15 protein-coding genes are annotated in these 18,502 nt (G+C 33.8%); 8 read left to right on the top strand and 7 right to left on the bottom strand.

Annotated elements, in window-relative coordinates; genetic code table 11:
* Positions 1 to 238 precede the first annotated feature (238 nt).
* The gene (locus HHU12_RS06115; protein WP_169655869.1) at positions 239 to 1,054 is read right to left on the bottom strand and encodes a DUF5106 domain-containing protein; all 816 of its coding nucleotides are present in this window, start codon (positions 1,052 to 1,054) and stop codon (positions 239 to 241) included.
* 479 nt (positions 1,055 to 1,533) lie between these two features.
* Between HHU12_RS06115 and HHU12_RS06110 the strand changes: the two genes are divergently transcribed.
* A complete protein-coding gene (locus HHU12_RS06110) occupies positions 1,534 to 1,830 on the top strand; it encodes a hypothetical protein (protein ID WP_169655868.1) in 297 nt (98 codons plus the stop codon).
* 57 nt (positions 1,831 to 1,887) lie between these two features.
* Here HHU12_RS06110 and HHU12_RS06105 read toward each other — a convergent pair whose 3' ends face one another.
* The gene (locus tag HHU12_RS06105; RefSeq protein ID WP_169655867.1) at positions 1,888 to 2,445 is read right to left on the bottom strand and encodes an RNA polymerase sigma factor; all 558 of its coding nucleotides are present in this window, start codon (positions 2,443 to 2,445) and stop codon (positions 1,888 to 1,890) included.
* Between the two features lie 302 nt (positions 2,446 to 2,747).
* On the opposite strand from HHU12_RS06105, the gene HHU12_RS06100 reads away from it, so the two are divergent.
* The 5 genes from HHU12_RS06100 to HHU12_RS06080 all read left to right on the top strand — a co-directional run bounded on the left by HHU12_RS06100 (position 2,748) and on the right by HHU12_RS06080 (position 10,950).
* Positions 2,748 to 3,770 (top strand): FecR family protein, encoded by a 1,023-nt coding sequence (locus tag HHU12_RS06100; RefSeq protein ID WP_169655866.1) that lies wholly within the window; start codon positions 2,748 to 2,750, stop codon positions 3,768 to 3,770.
* A 119-nt stretch (positions 3,771 to 3,889) separates the two neighbouring features.
* Positions 3,890 to 6,943 (top strand): TonB-dependent receptor, encoded by a 3,054-nt coding sequence (locus tag HHU12_RS06095; RefSeq protein ID WP_169655865.1) that lies wholly within the window; start codon positions 3,890 to 3,892, stop codon positions 6,941 to 6,943.
* 34 nt (positions 6,944 to 6,977) lie between these two features.
* Positions 6,978 to 8,009: a fibrobacter succinogenes major paralogous domain-containing protein gene (locus tag HHU12_RS06090; RefSeq protein WP_169655864.1), complete on the top strand. Its 1,032-nt coding sequence runs from the start codon at positions 6,978 to 6,980 to the stop codon at positions 8,007 to 8,009.
* A gap of 78 nt (positions 8,010 to 8,087) precedes the next feature.
* Positions 8,088 to 9,152, top strand: a complete 1,065-nt coding sequence (locus tag HHU12_RS06085; protein WP_169655863.1) for an FISUMP domain-containing protein — start codon at positions 8,088 to 8,090, stop codon at positions 9,150 to 9,152.
* 625 nt (positions 9,153 to 9,777) lie between these two features.
* Positions 9,778 to 10,950: a hypothetical protein gene (locus HHU12_RS06080; protein WP_169655862.1), complete on the top strand. Its 1,173-nt coding sequence runs from the start codon at positions 9,778 to 9,780 to the stop codon at positions 10,948 to 10,950.
* A gap of 223 nt (positions 10,951 to 11,173) precedes the next feature.
* Here the strand turns inward: HHU12_RS06080 and HHU12_RS06075 are convergent, their stop codons facing one another.
* Complete coding sequence (locus tag HHU12_RS06075; RefSeq protein ID WP_169655861.1) at positions 11,174 to 11,962, bottom strand: SDR family oxidoreductase; 789 nt, start codon at positions 11,960 to 11,962, stop codon at positions 11,174 to 11,176.
* Positions 11,963 to 11,965: 3 nt separating this feature from the next.
* A complete protein-coding gene (locus HHU12_RS06070; RefSeq protein ID WP_169655860.1) occupies positions 11,966 to 12,733 on the bottom strand; it encodes a creatininase family protein in 768 nt (255 codons plus the stop codon).
* A 784-nt stretch (positions 12,734 to 13,517) separates the two neighbouring features.
* Here HHU12_RS06070 and HHU12_RS06065 point away from each other — a divergent pair.
* The gene (locus HHU12_RS06065) at positions 13,518 to 14,132 is read left to right on the top strand and encodes a hypothetical protein (RefSeq protein WP_169655859.1); all 615 of its coding nucleotides are present in this window, start codon (positions 13,518 to 13,520) and stop codon (positions 14,130 to 14,132) included.
* 902 nt (positions 14,133 to 15,034) lie between these two features.
* Here the strand turns inward: HHU12_RS06065 and HHU12_RS06060 are convergent.
* From HHU12_RS06060 to apaG, 3 genes are all read right to left on the bottom strand, one after another.
* On the bottom strand, positions 15,035 to 15,697 hold the full coding sequence (locus HHU12_RS06060; RefSeq protein WP_169655858.1) for a response regulator transcription factor: 663 nt from the start codon (positions 15,695 to 15,697) through the stop codon (positions 15,035 to 15,037).
* A gap of 47 nt (positions 15,698 to 15,744) precedes the next feature.
* Positions 15,745 to 17,301 carry a sensor histidine kinase gene (locus HHU12_RS06055; RefSeq protein ID WP_169655857.1) on the bottom strand — a complete coding sequence of 519 codons (1,557 nt, stop codon included), beginning with the start codon at positions 17,299 to 17,301 and terminating at the stop codon, positions 15,745 to 15,747.
* Positions 17,302 to 17,390: 89 nt separating this feature from the next.
* On the bottom strand, positions 17,391 to 17,780 hold the full coding sequence (apaG, locus tag HHU12_RS06050; RefSeq protein ID WP_169655856.1) for a Co2+/Mg2+ efflux protein ApaG: 390 nt from the start codon (positions 17,778 to 17,780) through the stop codon (positions 17,391 to 17,393).
* 215 nt (positions 17,781 to 17,995) lie between these two features.
* Here apaG and HHU12_RS06045 point away from each other — a divergent pair, with 215 nt between their 5' ends.
* Positions 17,996 to 18,475, top strand: coding sequence for a MarR family winged helix-turn-helix transcriptional regulator (locus tag HHU12_RS06045; protein WP_169655855.1), 480 nt, complete (start codon positions 17,996 to 17,998; stop codon positions 18,473 to 18,475).
* The last annotated feature ends 27 nt before the right edge of the window (positions 18,476 to 18,502 follow it).

Genomic DNA, 18,502 nt, shown 5'->3' with positions numbered 1-18,502 from the left:
GTTGAATATGGTCTTTTTTCATCTCTATAAAATTTAGACCTATAATTTACGATAATTTAGTTTACAATGTATTAAGTACTGTGACAAAAGTAAAGGTACATTTTATCTTATCTTTTTTATCCTACTCTTCGTTAGATTTTTATCGCGTAACTAAGGCTATGCTCTGCAAATCTGCCTTGATTAGAATAAAAAATATTAAACTAAAATCATCCCTTTTCTTCTGTCACAGTACTTAACCTTATAAATAGCCTATATTATTGAAATAATTGCTTACTGATTGTAACGGACAATCTTTTAAGATAACCCTTTTATCCTTGTCTAACAGATAGATTGAAGGTAAGGCAGGGGTGTAATATAACTTATCTTCATCAACTATGTTATCAATGTCTTTAGCCCAAAGCCAGTGATCGTCTTTATAAAACGAAGGTTTACCGGAGTTGTCAATCATTAGAACTTTTAGTTTTTGCATATCGATTTTTTCTCTTAATACACTGCTTTTATCTATTTCCTTATAATTTTCAATACAAGAAGGGCACTCACTATTTGTAAATACTAATAATGTGTAAGGTGACACAATAGAGTATAGATTTTTTACTTTTCCATCCACCTCAAAATTAAAATTATTGGCAAGATCACCGACTCTATTTTTATCAATTACATTCAATTGATACTTTATTCTTTCTTTATAAAGTTCATTTATCAAAGGATTGTTTTTAAACTCTTTGAGTATGATCTCATATAAACCTTCATTTCTAAAGGGTGAATTAGGATTAAAAAGCGTTTTATCAAAGATCTCAAGATAGAATAGAAGAGTTTCTTCTGTTTGATTAGGATGCTGAGTGAAAAAATGGATTTGTTGGGTTTTTGAACTATTGTTCATTTTACTCAACCCATAAATGTATTTGAAAAGAACCTTTTCTGAATCTTTTTGATTACTGATATTCTGAATGTCATAATCTGCCCAAAAGGTATCTGTATACCCAAAATCAATACTTTGAGCATAAGATATGGTCACACTATAAATAAATAGTGTATAGAGTAAAATTTGTTTCATTATTGATAATTGGTTTTGTTTTTATTACGTCTAATTTATTGAATAATTATTAAAAAAAAGAACTCAAAAAATAAAATTTATAGATAAATATTTTTGTAAATATTTAACAGTTTTAAAGTAGTGAAAATGTACTTTTTCCTACTCTATATAGATGAAGGTTTAAGAATTAATAAAAGGACTAAGTAATTATAATAAGAAATAGTTTAATAATAAAAATGGGTCAAAATCTAATATTGTTAGATAAAAAGTTATCCAACTTTTGTTTGATTAAATAATAATCAATGGTTAGATAATAGATAAATTTTGAATTATTAGAGATAATAATACCATATTAAGTAAAAAACAGAAGTGAAAAGGTGTCATATTTTATGATGCTTTTTTATTAACTAAGGTAGTTTAGTAGTGTAAAATAGCTCTCTTTTTTTTCTATATTAAGTACTAATAACCTTAATTCTAATCAATATTTATTAAATTTTGTCATGAAAATTTATAAGATTATTTTATTTATATTTTTAATGTTAATTTCAACTTTTTCAATCGCAAAGCAAGATAGTTTTATTAATATCCATGTAGAGGACGTCACCTTTTTTAAACTTTTTGAATTGATCGAAAGTCAGTCTGAATTGATTTTTATTTTTGCAAGTGAAAAACAGTTTAAAGTAGAGAAATTCGATTTTGAAGGAGAGGTAGAAGAAGTTATTGATTATCTAGTGGAGGAATTTGACTTTAAGATAAGGAGGATAGGAAATAAAGTCATTATTAAATCAGAAATATAAACCCCAAAAGATTAATTTTGAAAACTAACAGCTTAGTAATTTGATATAGAGAGATTGTTATTGATGTAATAGTTGAAAATTTTCAGCTTTTTCGGAGATATATTGAAATGCTTTTGCGATATGATTTTCAACAGTATTGGAGGAGATCTTCATAATTTGACCAATTTCTTTATAAGTGAATCCCTCTTCTCTGCTCAGTCGAAAGGCTTCCTGCATCCGAGGAGGGAGTTCGCCGATTGCATTATCTAGAAACCTTAAAAGTACTTCATTGTCATTTTGATCTATGACTTCTTTTATATTATTGACATCAAACACTTTCTCTTCAATTGAATCAACTGGTAATTTACTTTCCTGTTGATTTCCTCTCAGTAATTGATGCCGTAGTGCACTGAATAAATAAGGTTTCGGTTTTTCAATATAAAGGTTATCATCTATCTGAATTCTTTTGATAAGGTTGATGAATACCTCATGAATAGCATCTTCTATTTTCTCATCTTTAAATCTCATCTTCTGACCAAACCGGTACAAATGAGGATAACAATCTAAGAAAAGCTCACTGATACTTACTACTTTGTGATCATCACATTTTAAGTAGTACTCTTGATCTGTTTGCATAAAAATTAGGCGTTGGTTTGTTTAGCTTTTTTTGTGATTGAATTTGTTTCAAATATTAGAAAGTAATTTTAAGCATCCTAAAAAATACTTCTATCTTGATTAAAGTTAAAGTTAAATTCATTTTAGAAATACCATACACATGTTGTAACATGTAATACAATTTTATATATGATTGATTTACAGTGAAACTTAATTATTCTTTGAAATAATTATTGAATTAACAATTCCTTAAAAAGAACAACTAGTGGATTTTTTGATGCTTTTGAATCTATTAAAGTGGAAATTCAATAATTACTTTAGTTATGATTCAAAATAAGGAAAGCTTTATGTTGAGATGTCACAAGTACATCAGCAATCAAATGAATGTGGAGGAGGCACTTGAGTTTGAAATGGAGCTTGCTTTGTCTACGGAAAAACAAACAACCTTTAGCATATGTGAAAAGTTATGGAACCTTCCTGTAGATAATGATACGGATAAGTCTGTAATAGATGCAATACAAAGTCAGAATCGACTGAAGAGTAAATTGAAAGAAGATAAGGAGGATAATGTTATTGTTAAGTCAAAATCTAAATTTATTAATTTTCAAAATATAGGAATAAGATCGATTGCAGCATCACTTTTATTAATGGTAATGCTACAAGTGGGAATAAAAGGTTATGACTTTTATTCTGATCTTTCTAGCAGAGTGGTAGTCAATACACAGACAGGTGAAAGACGAAATCTAACATTGCCTGATGGAACTAAAGTTACTTTAGGAGCAAACTCTACTTTTGAATACTTCGGTTCGAATTATGTCAACAATAGAAATGTAAGCTTAATTGGGGAGGGAATATTTGAAGTTCACCATGACCCTAAAAGACCTTTTTCTATTGATGCTAACGAAATTGAGGTTTCAGTACTCGGTACTGTTTTTAAGGTGGAAGCCAATAAAAACCAAAAGGAAATCAAAGTAGACTTACTTTCAGGAAAAGTAGCTATAAGTAAAGACAAAAAAATGGTTGCTATTTTGGATCCACAAGAAAGCATTGTATATAATAAACTCGATCAGAAGTTTTTAAAAAAGAGATTTGTCTATAAAGAGTGGAAAGCATGGAAGGAACAAGTACTGTTTTTTAATGAAGTACCCATGTCTAAAGTAGTGACTGTTTTGGAAAACTCATTTGGTATAGATTTTATTCTAGATGAGAAGATAGAAAATAGAATATTAAGAGGAGAATTCAGTGCAAATGAATCTCTAGAGGATATACTCAAAACGTTATCGTATTCAGTAAACCTTAATTATAAATGGACGAGTGAGAAAAGCGTTCATTTGATATCTAATTAATGGAAATATAGAATTCCATTAAAACTAAAACTCAATTTATTTAAGTTCATTTCAACATTTCAATTATGATTTTTTTTACCAAAAGGCAGGCTATCCTCCTTTTTGGCCTATGGCTTTGTATGCTCAATTTTTTGACATATGCAGAAAATAAAATAGAAGACGATAAGAAATACGTCTATCTAAAAGTTGAAAAAATTGCTTTAATCAACTTGGTGAAATCCATAGAAAAGCAATGCGACCTACAGTTTGTTTATTCTCCAGTAAATGAAGTGGTCATCAATAAGTTTAATTACGAGGGTGATCAAGAAGAACTATTAACATATATGGAGAAAGAGCACAGAGTGAACTTTAAACGTATAGGAGATAAGGTTATTATCAATGGAGAGATTCCTGTTTTACCGAAACCACAAGTGAAGCAAACCTTCGGAAGAATAGAAGGAACAGTAGTCGATGAAACAGGAGAACCGATGATAGGTGTCCTAGTCTTTATCAAAGGTTCCAAAAAAGGAGGAATTACCGATATTATGGGTGGCTTCGAATTATTAAATGTTCCCACAGGAGAACACGAAGTCATCGCTCAGTTTGTGTCTTACAAACAGGCCATTCAGAAGGTGGTAGTTTCGGAAGGAAGTACTGCTATGATTCAATTCCAAATGAAACCTGATTCTAAAGAATTGAAAGAAGTAGTAGTGCGTGGGACAATCGAAAAAGAAGATCGAGATCGAGAAGAAGTACTAATTGCCGAACGAAGAAATTCTGTACTTCAAATTACCTCCATAGGAGCTCAGGAAATGAGTAGAAAGGGCTTGAGTAATGCAGAGGCAGCAGTAAGTTCTATGGCCGGTATTGCAAAACAAAGAGGACAGAAGAACGTGATGGTGCGTGGTTTGGGCGACCGCTACAATCAAGTAACATTTAACGGTTTACCGATTCCTTCCGAAGATCCGCTTTACAAGAATGTAGATTTAGCATTTTTCAGTTCTGAATTTGTACAGGCAATTGACGTAAAAAAGATCTTAAGTTCTGATTTGTATGGAGATGTTGCTGGAGCAAGTATTGATATTAGTTCGAAGGTGATGAAAGAGGATTTTGAGTTTACGCTTTCTACTTCAGCAGGGGTGAATACTGAAGCGATGAACCAGAACTTCCTTTTGCCAGAAGGCATAAGAGAAAAAGGTATTGGGCAGTTTGGTTTTGTAAAGCCTAAAGAGTGGGTGATGTACACGGATGAAACCAGATACCATGAGTATTATCCGTTCCAAAACAATTTTGAATCGGTCCGTCAAAATGAGACACCCATCAATAAGGATTTTACCATGACTATCGGGAAACGCTTTCTTATTGGTAAGCAAAAAAATACACTGTCTTTATATGGTGTGGCTACCTATGACAATAGCTTCAGCTATCGTAATTATCACAAAGAGGAGACTCGTAGTGGTGGGGTATACAACGTTTTGGCACCTGTGAATTCTGATAATGAGAAGTATACTCAGAATTTCGCACACTTATTGATGGGTAATGCGACTTATCAGACAGAGAAGGCTAGATTAGCTTATAACTATATGATGGTACACTCCTTAGAACAATACCAACATGAAGGAGAGGGGTCGTTCGCTTGGGATGCTTCCAGTGGACTTCGACGCCAAGCACAGATTGCTGACAATACCTTGCAAGTCCATCAGTTTCTTGCCGATTATAAGATGACACCATGGCTTAAAGTCTCGGCAGGTGTTGGACTGAATAGTATTTTCGCCCAACAGCCCGACAGAAGAAGTTCTGTTTATTATCATGCAGGCACACCCGAAGAGCAGCTCTATATGATCTCTTGGATGAGTGGTGCTTATACTAGAGACACGCAGATACAAACGACCGATGAACTGAATATTAATACAGCTATCGAAATCCGACTGGGTGAACGTTTCGATAATATTTCATCGCTAAAAATAGGCTATCAAATGCGAAGCGTAAAAGACTACTTTTTAGAGGAAAGCTATAATCATATTATTCATCGATCTCGAGAATCATGGGCCTATGATGATATCGATATGAGTTCGATTATTAACCCTGATACCTATGGGCTCACAGGGCAGGGAAACACCCAATTTTCTTTTGTCCGTTGGGATCCTGGAACTTCCGAGTTTGACGCAGAGAAAAGTATTAAACGGGTATTTGGTATGCTTACATGGCAGTGGAGCCCAAGATTTACAACAGTAGCAGGGCTTGGTGTTGACAATATTTATTCATTCATAGAGGGGGAGAGTGCTTATTTTTTATTATATGAACCTAAGCCAATGGAGGAGCAGTTGTTGACGCCCTCCTTTAACATGAAGTACAATATTAATGATCGGAACACCTTGCGTTTTGGATATTCTAAAAACTATACACTGCCAGTAACTACAGAATCTGCACTATATGTTTACAAAGGAATCGATGTCTATAGATCAGGAAACCCTGATTTAGAACTTACTAAAAGTCATAATGTGGACCTGACATGGGATTTATATCCAAAGGCTGGGGAGCTTATATCGCTAACCGCTTTCTATAAGCATTTGGATAAACCAATCCTTTCATGGCTAGATATCTTTCAAAATACGACGTCAGCTCAAAATGCAGCGAGTGCAGAGATTTTTGGTTTAGAGCTTGATATTAGAAAACAGTTATTTAGTGTGGTAAAAGGGTCAAAAGAACAACAGCTGAGCCTAGGCTATAATATGTCCTATATCAGAAGCCGAATAGACCCTACCAATACAGCGAATCCGGAGTCCGATTTATTTTCTGGTGATCCGGTATTGGAAGGAGCAACCCCATGGATGATTAAATCAGATCTAACTTATAGCAGTTTCAGGGGAGAAAAAGGGATTCAGATAACGGCTCTTTTCGATTGGTTTAGTGAAAGAGTAGTTCAAGCGGGTTCCGGAGGGAATGAAAACACACGTGAAAAGGGAATTCCAAGACTAGATCTAATAGCTTCTTATAATATAACAAAGAATCTAGCTGTTAAACTGAAGGCGCGTAACCTCATTGATGCTAAATATAAGCTTGTTAGAGATGTTGGCTACTACCCAACAGAGGAAGACTATAAAAATCGTCAAATGACAATGTCAGAAGATTACGTGGTTGAAGAGTTCCGTTTAGGACGTGATATCCGTTTGGGTATAGACTTTAGATTCTAACAAATAATTTTTAAAACATATAATTTTTACGAAAATGCTAAAATTAAAACAAAACAGACTTTGGGCGATGCTTTCCCTTATGCTCGCTTTTACGGCTTGTAGTACAGATGATCTTTTAGAAGAAGGAGAAGGTAATGGAAACGGAGGTGTACAAGCCGAAGTGACCCTAAGTATCAAACAAAATCCGGACAATTACGACGAACGTTACGACTTTGGGGCCGACATCGATCTTACAGGTTTGGTGATCAGCATGACGATTGGCGATCAAGAGCCTGTTGATATTGAAGAAGCCGACTTTGTCGCTGAAGGAATAAGCTATGACAAAATGGTCGCTGATTTTGCTCCACTAATGAACATCGTTTTTACACGTGCAGCAACGGAAACAGAAAAAGAAGCGAGCGTTACTTTATCTGAAGTTGCTGTAAAACCAGAAGGGGTAGTAACTGACAGAGATGGCAACGACTACCAAACGGTTACATTAGGCGAACAAGTTTGGATGGCTGAAAACCTAAGAAACCTACTTAAAGGTACCGAAAACGAATTAGAGATAAGAACAGGTCAAGGTATTTGGGTTAGCAGTGAAGCCAGCGTAATGCAGTCTAACCCTGATGATCTTCAGGCTACCCCAAGTTTGTTGTACAACTACCAAGCAGCGATGCTTGATGGATTGTGCCCAGAAGGTTTTCGTATCCCATCTCCTGAAGATTTTCAGGAGCTAACGGATTTTATAGCAGCCGAAGTGGATGAGCATGTAGGGCGTGCCTTAGCAAGTAATAGCGATTGGTCAGCTAGCACAGTAAGCAATAGCCCCGGAGAGGATCTATCGAAGAACAATGCATCGGGTTTCAACGCGCTACCCGTTGGATTAAGTTCAGAAGGAGGCATGATACCTGCATCGATTAGCTCTCAGGCTTATTTTATGACCAACTCCATTAACAGCTTTAATCGAGTCGACTGTTTTGAAGTAAGGGCTACTGAAACCATGCCCTTGTTTAGTGACCCAATGGGTTTAGGACAGGATCAAGACAGCAATGGTCTGAGCATCCGTTGTGTGCGCGAAAAGTAGATGACCGCTGTAATAGCTTGCTAGTCTAGTTGTGACTAGCAAGCTTGAAATAGAAATTTATAAATAAGAAGAAGAAAGATGAATAGCTTCAATAACCTATGGCTAGGTTTAAGTGTATTGTTGAGTTTGTGTTTGCTGAGTTGTGTGGATGAATCGTTACCCCCCCTGCCAGAAGCAGGAACAATTAACTGGGAGATAACAGAAGGAGAGGATCTGGTAGATAATCGAGGGGATAAAAGCGAAACCTACCCTACGCTTGTACTGAGTGGTAGACCCCCAATGACCACCCAACTATGGGCCGATGATTGGTCACAAACATGGATGACCGAGAACTTAAGAGCCACCCATTTTACCAACGGTACACCCATCGGGTCTTTTGAATATTATGACTGGGTTTTTGAAGACTATGCCAATATGAGCTTAGACCAATCAGGCTACACTTGGGCTAAAGGCACAGAAGAAGAGGCTGATGCCAAAGAAGGGCATCATGGCGCACTCTATATGGGTTATGTTTTAGAAGCCAAGGACCCCATGGGGCGTAGTTTGAAAATTTGTCCTGAGGGTTGGCATCTTCCGACTGTTAAGGATGTTCAAGAATTTATCTGGTTTCTTAGACAAGCAGGTTTCGGAGTAGACGATTATGAGCCAGATGTTCCTGCCCACTACTCTACTAAATTAGAATGGAATACAGGTAGTGGAAATGGAGGAAAAACCACATGGACAATGTTTGAACACCCTATCCATTATAGTTTGATGGCCAAAGAGGATGAACATTGGAACCCTAGTGAGGGTGGCATGGATGGAGAGCCGGTTAATGACCCTGAACTCCGAAACGCCACAGGCTTCTCAGCACTCAAAACAGGTTTTACTGAATATTACCTAAAGCAAGGGAATAGTTCGGTTGCCAAGCCCGATCAGTTAATAAATCATGATGCAACCGCCTTTTGGCTCAATGCTTCTGCACGCGATATGAGTGGCGGATTTACAAGTATTAGCGATCCACACTATGGCGTTCTTCATATAAAGGATGATCGTTTGAAGATGATGAAAAGTTCTATTAATAAACGCTCATTGGCTAGTATTCGCTGTATTAAAAACAGTCAATATTCTACAGGAGAATCCTCTTTAAATTCCGAAAATTAATTAAGTCAAATATATATGTAGAATCCCCTTATATCCGCCCTCAATACAGGATATAAGGGGATTTTTGTATTTATAATTGAATACTGATGTTTATTTAGATTATCCTAGTGAATATTTTATGAATTACACTACTCTTTTTTAATTATTTGTTAATTCGATCGAATAGTGCTTTTGCCTTTTTTTACGACAATTTATATGGAAACAAACATGATCAATTTATTGTATTTATGAAATCAATAACTTTTTTTAGTACATCAAATAGAGGGTATTTTTCACGTAATGGAATTCGTAAAAATACGGATATAAATCTAAAGTTTATATTGGCTAAACTTGTTCAACTTCTTTTAATCAGGGGGGTGTTATTAGCCTGTATTTATTTTACAGCTACAATAATCAGCTTTTATGAAGTTTATATTCTTAAAGTATTTTTTATCATACTATTTAAATACTACACCGTGATTAGGATAATCTTACCTACTATTTTCATTATTATATCATTAGGTCTGTTGTAGTTTATTGTTTTAAAATAATAACATTTATTTAATAAGTTAGAGTAGTGAATTTGGAGTGAAATGGACTCTTATATATAGAAACGATAAGAAATTAATGAAACATTATTTCACAAATGAGAAATAAACTCTTCAAAATTACTCTGATATTTTTACCACTTTTGTTTAGTTTTTATATAACAAAAGCTCAGACAAATTTTTCAGAAAAAGCTGATGAATATTTAAAGAAAGGGATACAATTAGCTCAAGAAGGAGAAATTGATGCAGCCATCTTAAAAGGAGATTCTGCTATTAATTTTGTTACTGAAGCTATATTGCAGGAGGGTAGGACTCCAGCACTTTTAGCGAAATTGGCAGAGATTAATTGGAAACTTAAAGGTGTGTTTCTAACTGAGGTTAACCAAGGGAAGGTATATCGTAATATGGTTTTTGGTGTGAAAAAAGGTGCTGATTTTCTAAGCGAAGCCACTTTGGTAGGGTTTATTGATTGTATGGTTTCCTATCAAAAAAATGCAAAGGCACTAGACGACAATAATCTATGGGAGTGCTATTGGTTAGTTAATAATAGATTATCTAATCTAGATATTGCGAATGCCGATTCCCTTATTCAAAATATAGACAAAAAATTATTTACAGTTTTAGATAATTCTTGTGAAGGTATTACAAACCGTTATAAGCAAGAAAGTGAAGGTGGGGTGTATTATTCCGATACTCAAATTAAGGAGATTGAGAAATATTACGAGAATTCTGATTGTGAAGATTACACCTTCCTTTATAATACTAAAAAGGTGTTGTATGAAAAGAATCCTAATGCTGAAAGTGCACTTGGGATATTGAAAATGGCACTGTTGTCTAAGAATAACCAATATTTGAAGGAGGCGAAGAAATTAAGTGAGAAATATATGAATGAGGATTCAGAGATTTCTCAAAAATTAAGGTTAGAAGTTGCAAGATATAACATCCTTACTGGAAATAAGAAAGAAGGTAGAGATTTAGCAGAAACACTAAAAGGAACCAATTATCAGAAGGAAGCCTTTACATTAATTGGTGATTTATATTTTAATTCTTTCATGGATATAGTTTCAAACAAATATTCCGAATGTCAGAATTTATCCGTTTACTCTTTGGCTTATGAAATGTATCAAATTGCAAACAACATGACGGGAATGAAAAAATGTAAAGCTAAGTTTCCAACGAAAAACATGATTTTCATGGAAAATAGAACAGAAAATGAGAAGGTGAGGTTTAGTGGATGGGTGAACAGAACCACCATTTTAAGGATTAAATAAAAATTGAATTTAGATAAATGTTTAAGAAAAAAATTGAATTAGATAAAAACTAAAACATTCATTTGTTAATGATGAGGAAAATTGAAAAAGCCAAGACATTTTGTGTCTTGGCTTTTTACTGAATTAGAGTTTTTCCTTAAAAAAGTAATAATGAAAAAGTTCACCTCAATCCATTCATTCTTTCTTTTAAAGGTACCTTGTTTCACTTTAATTACTTTGCTATTTACTCATACAATTCACGAATAAAACCACCTTCAGAATTAAGAATTTGTCCGGTGATCCATTGCCCTTCATCACTAACCAAAAATGAAATTAACTTGGCGACGTCTTCCGGCTTTCCAATTCTTCCCATAGGGCACCTTTTTAGAAAAATTTCTTTTTGAGCATCGTCTAGCCATCCCGTATCTGTGAGCCCTGGATTTACAGCATTAATTGTAATTCTCTTGCAGGCAATTTCTTGAGCAATTGTACGAGTAAATGTATCAATAGCACCCTTTGTCACTGCATAAGCTACTTCTTCATTCATCACACTCAAATTCTGACCAGAAGAAAGATTGATGATTCTGCCACCCTGTTCATTTTCATTAAAATTCTTGAAAAATCGAGAAGTAAGTAGAATTACCGCTTTCATATTGACTAAGTAATGAGCCTCTAATTCTTGAGACGTAATACTGTTGATATTGATAGAAGTACTATAGGTAGCATTATTGATTAATATAGTAGGAGCCCCCATTTTTGCATTAACTTGATAAAATAATAAATCAATTGCTCCTTCTTCTTTAAGATTTAAAGTCAATTTTTCACAGCGTACACCATAGCTTTGTATTTCTTTCTGAATCAAATCAGGTTCATTTTCCTGTACCCCCCAAGGCATAGCTTCATCATATTCTAACCAATAGGTAAAGAAAATGTCAATACCATTTTGTGCAAGGATTGTACAAATTGCTTTACCAATACCTTGTAATCGACTTACCCCAGTTACAATTGCTATTTGATTATCTTTCTGCTCCATACCTTATTTATACATTTCTTTTCGGTCTACCTGATCTAGTTCACAGAGAAACTCGCCTAACTTTTTAGTAACTGCTTTAAAAAAGTTTTCTCCTTTCTCTCTAGTGGCTAAGGCTGGGTTTCCTGTTCCAGTGTCTTCACTGATTTCTGACCATTTGCGTTCGGTCCATACCCAACCTTCATTAAAAGCTTCAATTTTATTTCTTTTTTCAGTTCCCTTTCCCCATTTTTCTTGTGGTAAAACAAGTTCGGGTGCTAAATGAAGAATTAAACTAGTCTCAACTTCATCCGCATGGTCTCCCGGTTGATCAAAATATTTATTTCTATCAAGTACTTGAAACCAACTTGATGCACAAACAAGCATCTCAGGGTATTTAACACCTAATTCCCTGATCATCGTTTTGAAATCATTACCACCGTGTCCATTGAGTATAAGCAGTTTTTTAATGCTATGCCTGTTTAATACTTCTATAGTATCATTGAGGATTGCTTTCTGAGTACTTGGATAAATATTCATATCCAAATAAATATCGGTCTGTCCAGTATTTACACCCAAAGGGATCGTCGGAAGAACAATTACTTTTGCTCCATTTTCCCAAGCAAATTTCGCTGCTTCTGCGGCAATGGCATCTACTTGTATATTATCAGTGGCATAAGGCAGGTGATAATTATGTGCTTCCGTTGCACCCCAAGGTAAAATAGCAACTTCGAAGTCAGCATGCTGAAGAGTTTCCCAATGGCACTCAGCTAAAATATAAGGTCTGTTTTTCATGATTTAATTGGTTTTATTATTTCAACTTTGCTTTCGTAAATCGAAAAGAAGATTTTGTAATGATCAGTTATGAAAAATAGCATAGGGTCTTATGGATAGGAATATATTGTTTGTTTAGCGGATCATCAACGAAATGTATTATTAATAACAAATATTTGAAATGTGAAGATTATGAAGGCAAAGACATAATATTTAACTCATCAAATGATAGTGAAAAGTATAAAATCTTTAGTGAAGCATGTAATATAATGTAAAATAAATTTTCATTATCACACAAATGTTATTGGTACCAACTTTTACTCTAGAGGTCTATGAATTCTCTTTGACTTCTTAAAGGGCAAGTCAAAATGTTAGAAAATGAGTAATAGTTGCTCAGAGTTTATTCATACTGCAGGTATTATACTGCTTTTTATACATATATTTTACTGCGTTTGAAAAGTTTGTAAACTGACAAAAATGAATAACTGTTCATTTCAATATTAACAGAATGTGAATAAAATCTTTTTAACATTTTTTTATTCAATTTTTTCTCGATAAGTGTACGCTTACACACTTTACAAACATAGTTTCAGATAAATACATTTACCCGCAACAATGTAATAGGATCAACTTACACTTATTGAATTAAAATGAATAAAGTGTAATCTGTACGAAATGATATTATTTAAAAGTGTGTATTTACACTTGATAAATTTCGGTGATTTTGATTTTGACGATAGAAAATAATCACACACCTTTGTGATGTAATCAAAACAGAAAAAACATAAATCAAAATACACATACTATGAAAAAGTTTACAATCTTATTTGCTACCTTATTAATCTCATTGAGTATATCAGCTAAAGATTATTATTTACCATTCAATGGAATTTCTTATTTCTTTAAAGCTTCTACTGATGGAACATCAGCATCAATTATTTTCAATAACTTAGAAGGAGAAGAAATTAGTTTTCAAATAGAAGATGCCGCTGGTAAAGTTTACACTACAAAAACAGTTATTGCATCAGGAAAAGTAAAAGAAGACATTAATTTTAAAAGTTTACCTGAAGGAAAATATACTTTTAAAATGAAGTTTGAAGATAAAATGTTAGTAAGAGAGTTTTTTGTTACTCCATCAAATACAGCAGTAATGATGAACTACCAATTAGCTTCTTCAAACCAAAAATTTAAAATCTCTGTAGTAAAAGAAAACTTGAATATCATCTTAGGTAAAGAGGTTGAAGGTTTCGTTAAAGTAAGATTATACACAACTGATGGAGACACAGTGTATAGTTCAAAATTTGTAGCAGGAGCAAAGAACGTTAAGCGTTTTGATCTTTCTACATTACCTACAGGTACTTATACTGCTGAATTAGTAATCGACGGAGTTTCTTACTCAGATTCATTCTCAGTACTATAATAAAGACATTAAGACATAGAAAAATATAAGTAATAATTCATTTCATTTCATACTTGGGAGAGGCTATCATATAAATGGTAGCCTCTTTTGTTTCTTCTGTTTTTTAATGCATTGTAAATTAAGTTTTTAAATATTTTTGATGTTTGAAATCATTTAGGTGAAAGGAGATCATAAAAGGCTTGCAGAAATATCGCTTGAAAGTTGGCGGTACCTTAGAATAAATAAAAAAGTCCACTCTATAAGACTGGACTTTTCCTCATTCTGTAACTGATGAACTTTTATGTTTTTAATTTTTTTACACTCTAATTCTATTTGATAATCTTGAATTGCTATAATAATTGATTATGGCATTAATATCTTTTCTTTAATTAGGTTTTAATAAGGTTTAACAGGAAATCTTTTCCTTTTCTCTATTACAAATGTACCACAGATCAATATCCCATACATGAGGAATATACCTAAACGGAGTAGGTAAAATACCTATATTTAAAAACGAATATGATTATTTCAAGAATTATTATTGTTTAGGAAGGTTATTAAACAGTAAAATAGAGGGTTTTATAGAGGTGAAAAAAATCTATTTTTTCTTTTTGTGTCTGTAATTCTGGGAAAATAAACTTTTTAAGAATTGAAATTTGTACCTAATCTGATATGAATTGTGATTTTAGCCAATGCAAAAAAAGTCCACTCTATAAGATTGGACTTTTCCTCATTCTGTAACTGATGAACTATTGTGCTATCTATTTCTCTATTTACTACTCTATTTCTGACTTATAACTTATAAATTTTTATGTCTAGGTTTAACAGGAATTTCTTACTGTTTTAGTATGTAACAAATGTACATCTGTTCTACTTCCTAAACATGAGTTTAATACCTAATCGGTATAGGTATAATACCTATTTTAAGCTTTTAAGTCTGAAAAGAGCTTGTGTTTGATAGCATACATCACCAATCCAGCCACATTTCTTTGTCCTGTTTTATCCAGAAGATTTCTTTTGTGAGCATCTACAGTACGAGGAGATATGTAAAGTTTCTCAGAGATTTCTTTATTGGTACATTGATCTATAATCAACCTTAATACTTCTTTTTCACGAAGAGTGAGTATAAAATGAGCATCATTCGCATTGGCAGGGCGTGCTTCTTTCTCTTTGTAACTGCTAATAATGTTTTTAGTTGCAGAGGAGCAGTAATAGCTGTCGCCATCTCTTACGGCCCTAGCGGCTTTTAGAATTTCCTCTTCTGTACAGTCTTTGAAGAGATAACCGTCAGCTCCAGCATTGACCATATTTTTGATATAGTCGCTGTCCATCATCATGCTCAATGCAATTACTTTAATATCAGGAAATGTTTCTTTTATTTTTTTAGTGGCACTGATGCCGTCCATACCCTTCATAGAAATATCCATAAAGATCAAGTCTACATTCATTGCGTTTAATGCATTAAAAGCTCTTTCTCCGCAATCTGCTTCGGCAATTACTTCAAAGTCCTCGCAGTTTTTAAAATAAGACCTGATACCGTGACGTATCACACTATGGTCATCGACAAGTAATATTTTGGTTTTCATAATTTATAGCCTGGTTTTCTTTGGTTATTAATTAGTAAATAGGAGTGTTAATTTGTAAATGTCTTTAATTGAATAATAATACAAGTACCATAATTAGGAGAGGAGTCAATATCAATTGTCCCTTCAATCGTTCTGACTCTGTCTTTCATACTGAGTAATCCCAATCCGTTTCCTTCTTTCTTCATAGTACTTTTTACATCAAAACCACAACCATTGTCCTCAATCATCAAAGTAATTAAGTCTAGGTTTTGGTTTAATGAAATGGAAACTTCTTTTGCTTTTCCGTGTTTAAAAGCATTTTGAATTGCTTCCTGCGTCACTCTCAGTAGTATATGCTGTTGAGCGAAGGACATCGCATTCTTTTCAATTTTATAAAAAAAGTTGACTTCTTTATTATTGATGGTGCGGTAGGTGTCAACAAGCTTTTCGATGGAGCCCACAAGTCCAAGTTTCTCAATGCATGTAGGCATAATGTTATGTGCTATGTTTCTTCCTTCCTTAGTAGCGTCTCTAACTTGTTCTCTAATTCTTTGGATGATTTTTCTTTCCTCTTCATTGAGGTTTTGGGTGTTTTTGAGAAATTCATCCAACTGATAAATAGAAGCAGTAAGCGTTTGCCCCAAGCCATCATGAATTTCTTTTGCAAAGCGTTCTCGCTCTTTATCTTCTGTCTGTAATACCGCTTTCTGAATGTTATCCGTGTGGTTTTTAAAGAAAGTGATATCAGAGTGTTTCCCAATGACACGGATGACTTTTCCATCCACATCTTTTTGAACAGCCACTTTTAGGAGTACCCACAATGTTTTTCCAGCAGGTGTGATCATTCTGAAAATAGATTGAAAGCCATTTTTAATCAGAATATCCCTCTGTAACATTCGGATGGTATTCGGTCGGTCTTCAGGATGAATGAGGTTCAACAAAGCAGAAATATCCTCTTCATTTTCCTGCTTGTCTATACCCATCATCTGATAAAATGATTTTGAATAATATACCTTTCTCGTAATGTGATTCCAATCCCAAAGCCCTTCTTTGGAGGCTTCAAAGGATAAACGCTGACGCTCTTCATTTTCAAAGATTGCTTGTGCACTGTTGGCGGTGTATTCCAGTTCCATTGGTAAGTCAGATAACAGCGTAAGATCATCACTGTTTTCTATTTTACCTTCCAACATTTCGTTCAGTGCTTTTGCTTGAAGTAGTGCTTGCAGGTTTTTCTCTTTGGTAAGCAGTTGTGTCACTTTCTCTTTTAAACGAATCACTTCTTTGGCCTTATCCTGATCCACTTTATGATCTAATTCAAGCCCAACCCACACGTAATAATTTTGGTGTTTAGAAAGGGAAATACTGTGTTTTTTGTGATCACTTTTGTGTAAAAGGTAACCGGACCAACTTTCTTGATCCGATATTAACACTTTGGGTGTTTTATCTTTTAAAGTACCGAAGTCATAATACTGGTGAATGCTTTGTAATGAACTACCTTTTTTGTTGGTACTTATTACATTACCGAAATCGTTTAAAATAGCTATAAACAATAGCTTATTGAAGATATAATCATGTAATTCCTCGATATGAAAAGAGGAATTATTAGGTGTTTTCTGGGCTGTCATACAAACTATAGCGATTGAAAAAGCGAGTTTTTAGGTCTATATAATTTACCATTAATCACGCTTTTAAAAAAGGGCTATGTATGATCTGCCTAATTATTGAAGAAACTTGGGACCAAAGTAAACTCAGGGATTTGTACTTCAAATAAGGTATTGTCTTCGATTTTTCGCATTACATAAGTACCCGACATTTTACCACATGGGGAGGGGAAATGACAACCCGAATTGTACTCAAAAGACTCGCCCGGAATCATGATTGGCTCTTTACCAACCACCCCTTTTCCATTGACCACATTTCTCACTTCTCCAGTGATGTCCGTGATTTCCCAATTCCTTCTTAGCAATTGAATTTTATTGGCACTAAGGTTTTCAATTTTGATCTTATAGCTAAATACGTAATGTCGTCTTGATGGAACAGAATACTCAGGGAGATAGAAGGTTTCAACACTGACTTTGATTCCGTCTGTTATTGCAATTTCCATAGCAGATAAATTTAATGATTACATCTAAACACGATGTCATATACAAAAAGTAGAGTAGATGAGATGTTAATGATAATTGTAATTTAATACACAATTTCTTTAAAGTTAGTGATTTATATTCTATTTACCATATTTTATATAAGTACTTACATATTTTTGAGCCTTTCCTTGTAAATATGTAAGTACTTATATACTTTTGGGTAAAACAAAGAAATATGGATTTTTATCAATCAGCAGGAACACTTGTATTGGGGAGTAGACTTAGGAGGTTAGGAGAGCGTTTTCTCTCTGAAGTTTCTAAAGTTTATGAAGCCAAAGGGATAGAATTTGATCCATCATGGTTTCCAGTTTTTTATTTGTTAGATGAACATAAAAAGCTGTCAATGAGAGATATTTCTGATCAATTAAACGTAAGTCACTCGGCAGTAAGTCAATTGACTACAGCATTGATCAAGAAAAAATTACTCAAAGTTGAAAAGGATGAAAATGATGGACGAAAACGATTGATTCTTTTTACTGAGAAAGGAGAGGAGTTAGTCAAAAAAAGTAAGCCTATTTGGGCATCCATACAACTTTCGATGAAAGAAATAACGGAACAAAATGAATGTCAGATTTTGAAGGAATTGAAAATTTTAGAGACATCATTGACCGAAAAATCATTGTCCGAACGTGTTTTGGACAACTTGGAGAAGTAAAAAACATACACCACACATACAGTATTA

The sequence above is a fragment of the Flammeovirga aprica JL-4 genome (assembly GCF_012844305.1).
GTDB lineage: Bacteria > Bacteroidota > Bacteroidia > Cytophagales > Flammeovirgaceae > Flammeovirga > Flammeovirga aprica.
The sequence above is the reverse complement of the archived record's forward strand: the minus strand, read 5'-3'. Positions and strand labels throughout refer to the sequence as shown.

Coding starts and splice junctions, on each gene's coding strand:
- HHU12_RS06080 (WP_169655862.1), top strand. CDS start 9,778: ATGAGAAATAAACTCTTCAAAATTACTCTGATATTTTTACCACTTTTG.
- HHU12_RS06100 (WP_169655866.1), top strand. CDS start 2,748: ATGATTCAAAATAAGGAAAGCTTTATGTTGAGATGTCACAAGTACATC.
- HHU12_RS06095 (WP_169655865.1), top strand. CDS start 3,890: ATGCTCAATTTTTTGACATATGCAGAAAATAAAATAGAAGACGATAAG.
- HHU12_RS06045 (WP_169655855.1), top strand. CDS start 17,996: ATGGATTTTTATCAATCAGCAGGAACACTTGTATTGGGGAGTAGACTT.
- HHU12_RS06055 (WP_169655857.1), bottom strand. CDS start 17,301: ATGACAGCCCAGAAAACACCTAATAATTCCTCTTTTCATATCGAGGAA.
- apaG (WP_169655856.1), bottom strand. CDS start 17,780: ATGGAAATTGCAATAACAGACGGAATCAAAGTCAGTGTTGAAACCTTC.
- HHU12_RS06090 (WP_169655864.1), top strand. CDS start 6,978: ATGCTAAAATTAAAACAAAACAGACTTTGGGCGATGCTTTCCCTTATG.
- HHU12_RS06070 (WP_169655860.1), bottom strand. CDS start 12,733: ATGAAAAACAGACCTTATATTTTAGCTGAGTGCCATTGGGAAACTCTT.
- HHU12_RS06075 (WP_169655861.1), bottom strand. CDS start 11,962: ATGGAGCAGAAAGATAATCAAATAGCAATTGTAACTGGGGTAAGTCGA.
- HHU12_RS06065 (WP_169655859.1), top strand. CDS start 13,518: ATGAAAAAGTTTACAATCTTATTTGCTACCTTATTAATCTCATTGAGT.
- HHU12_RS06105 (WP_169655867.1), bottom strand. CDS start 2,445: ATGCAAACAGATCAAGAGTACTACTTAAAATGTGATGATCACAAAGTA.
- HHU12_RS06060 (WP_169655858.1), bottom strand. CDS start 15,697: ATGAAAACCAAAATATTACTTGTCGATGACCATAGTGTGATACGTCAC.
- HHU12_RS06085 (WP_169655863.1), top strand. CDS start 8,088: ATGAATAGCTTCAATAACCTATGGCTAGGTTTAAGTGTATTGTTGAGT.
- HHU12_RS06115 (WP_169655869.1), bottom strand. CDS start 1,054: ATGAAACAAATTTTACTCTATACACTATTTATTTATAGTGTGACCATA.
- HHU12_RS06110 (WP_169655868.1), top strand. CDS start 1,534: ATGAAAATTTATAAGATTATTTTATTTATATTTTTAATGTTAATTTCA.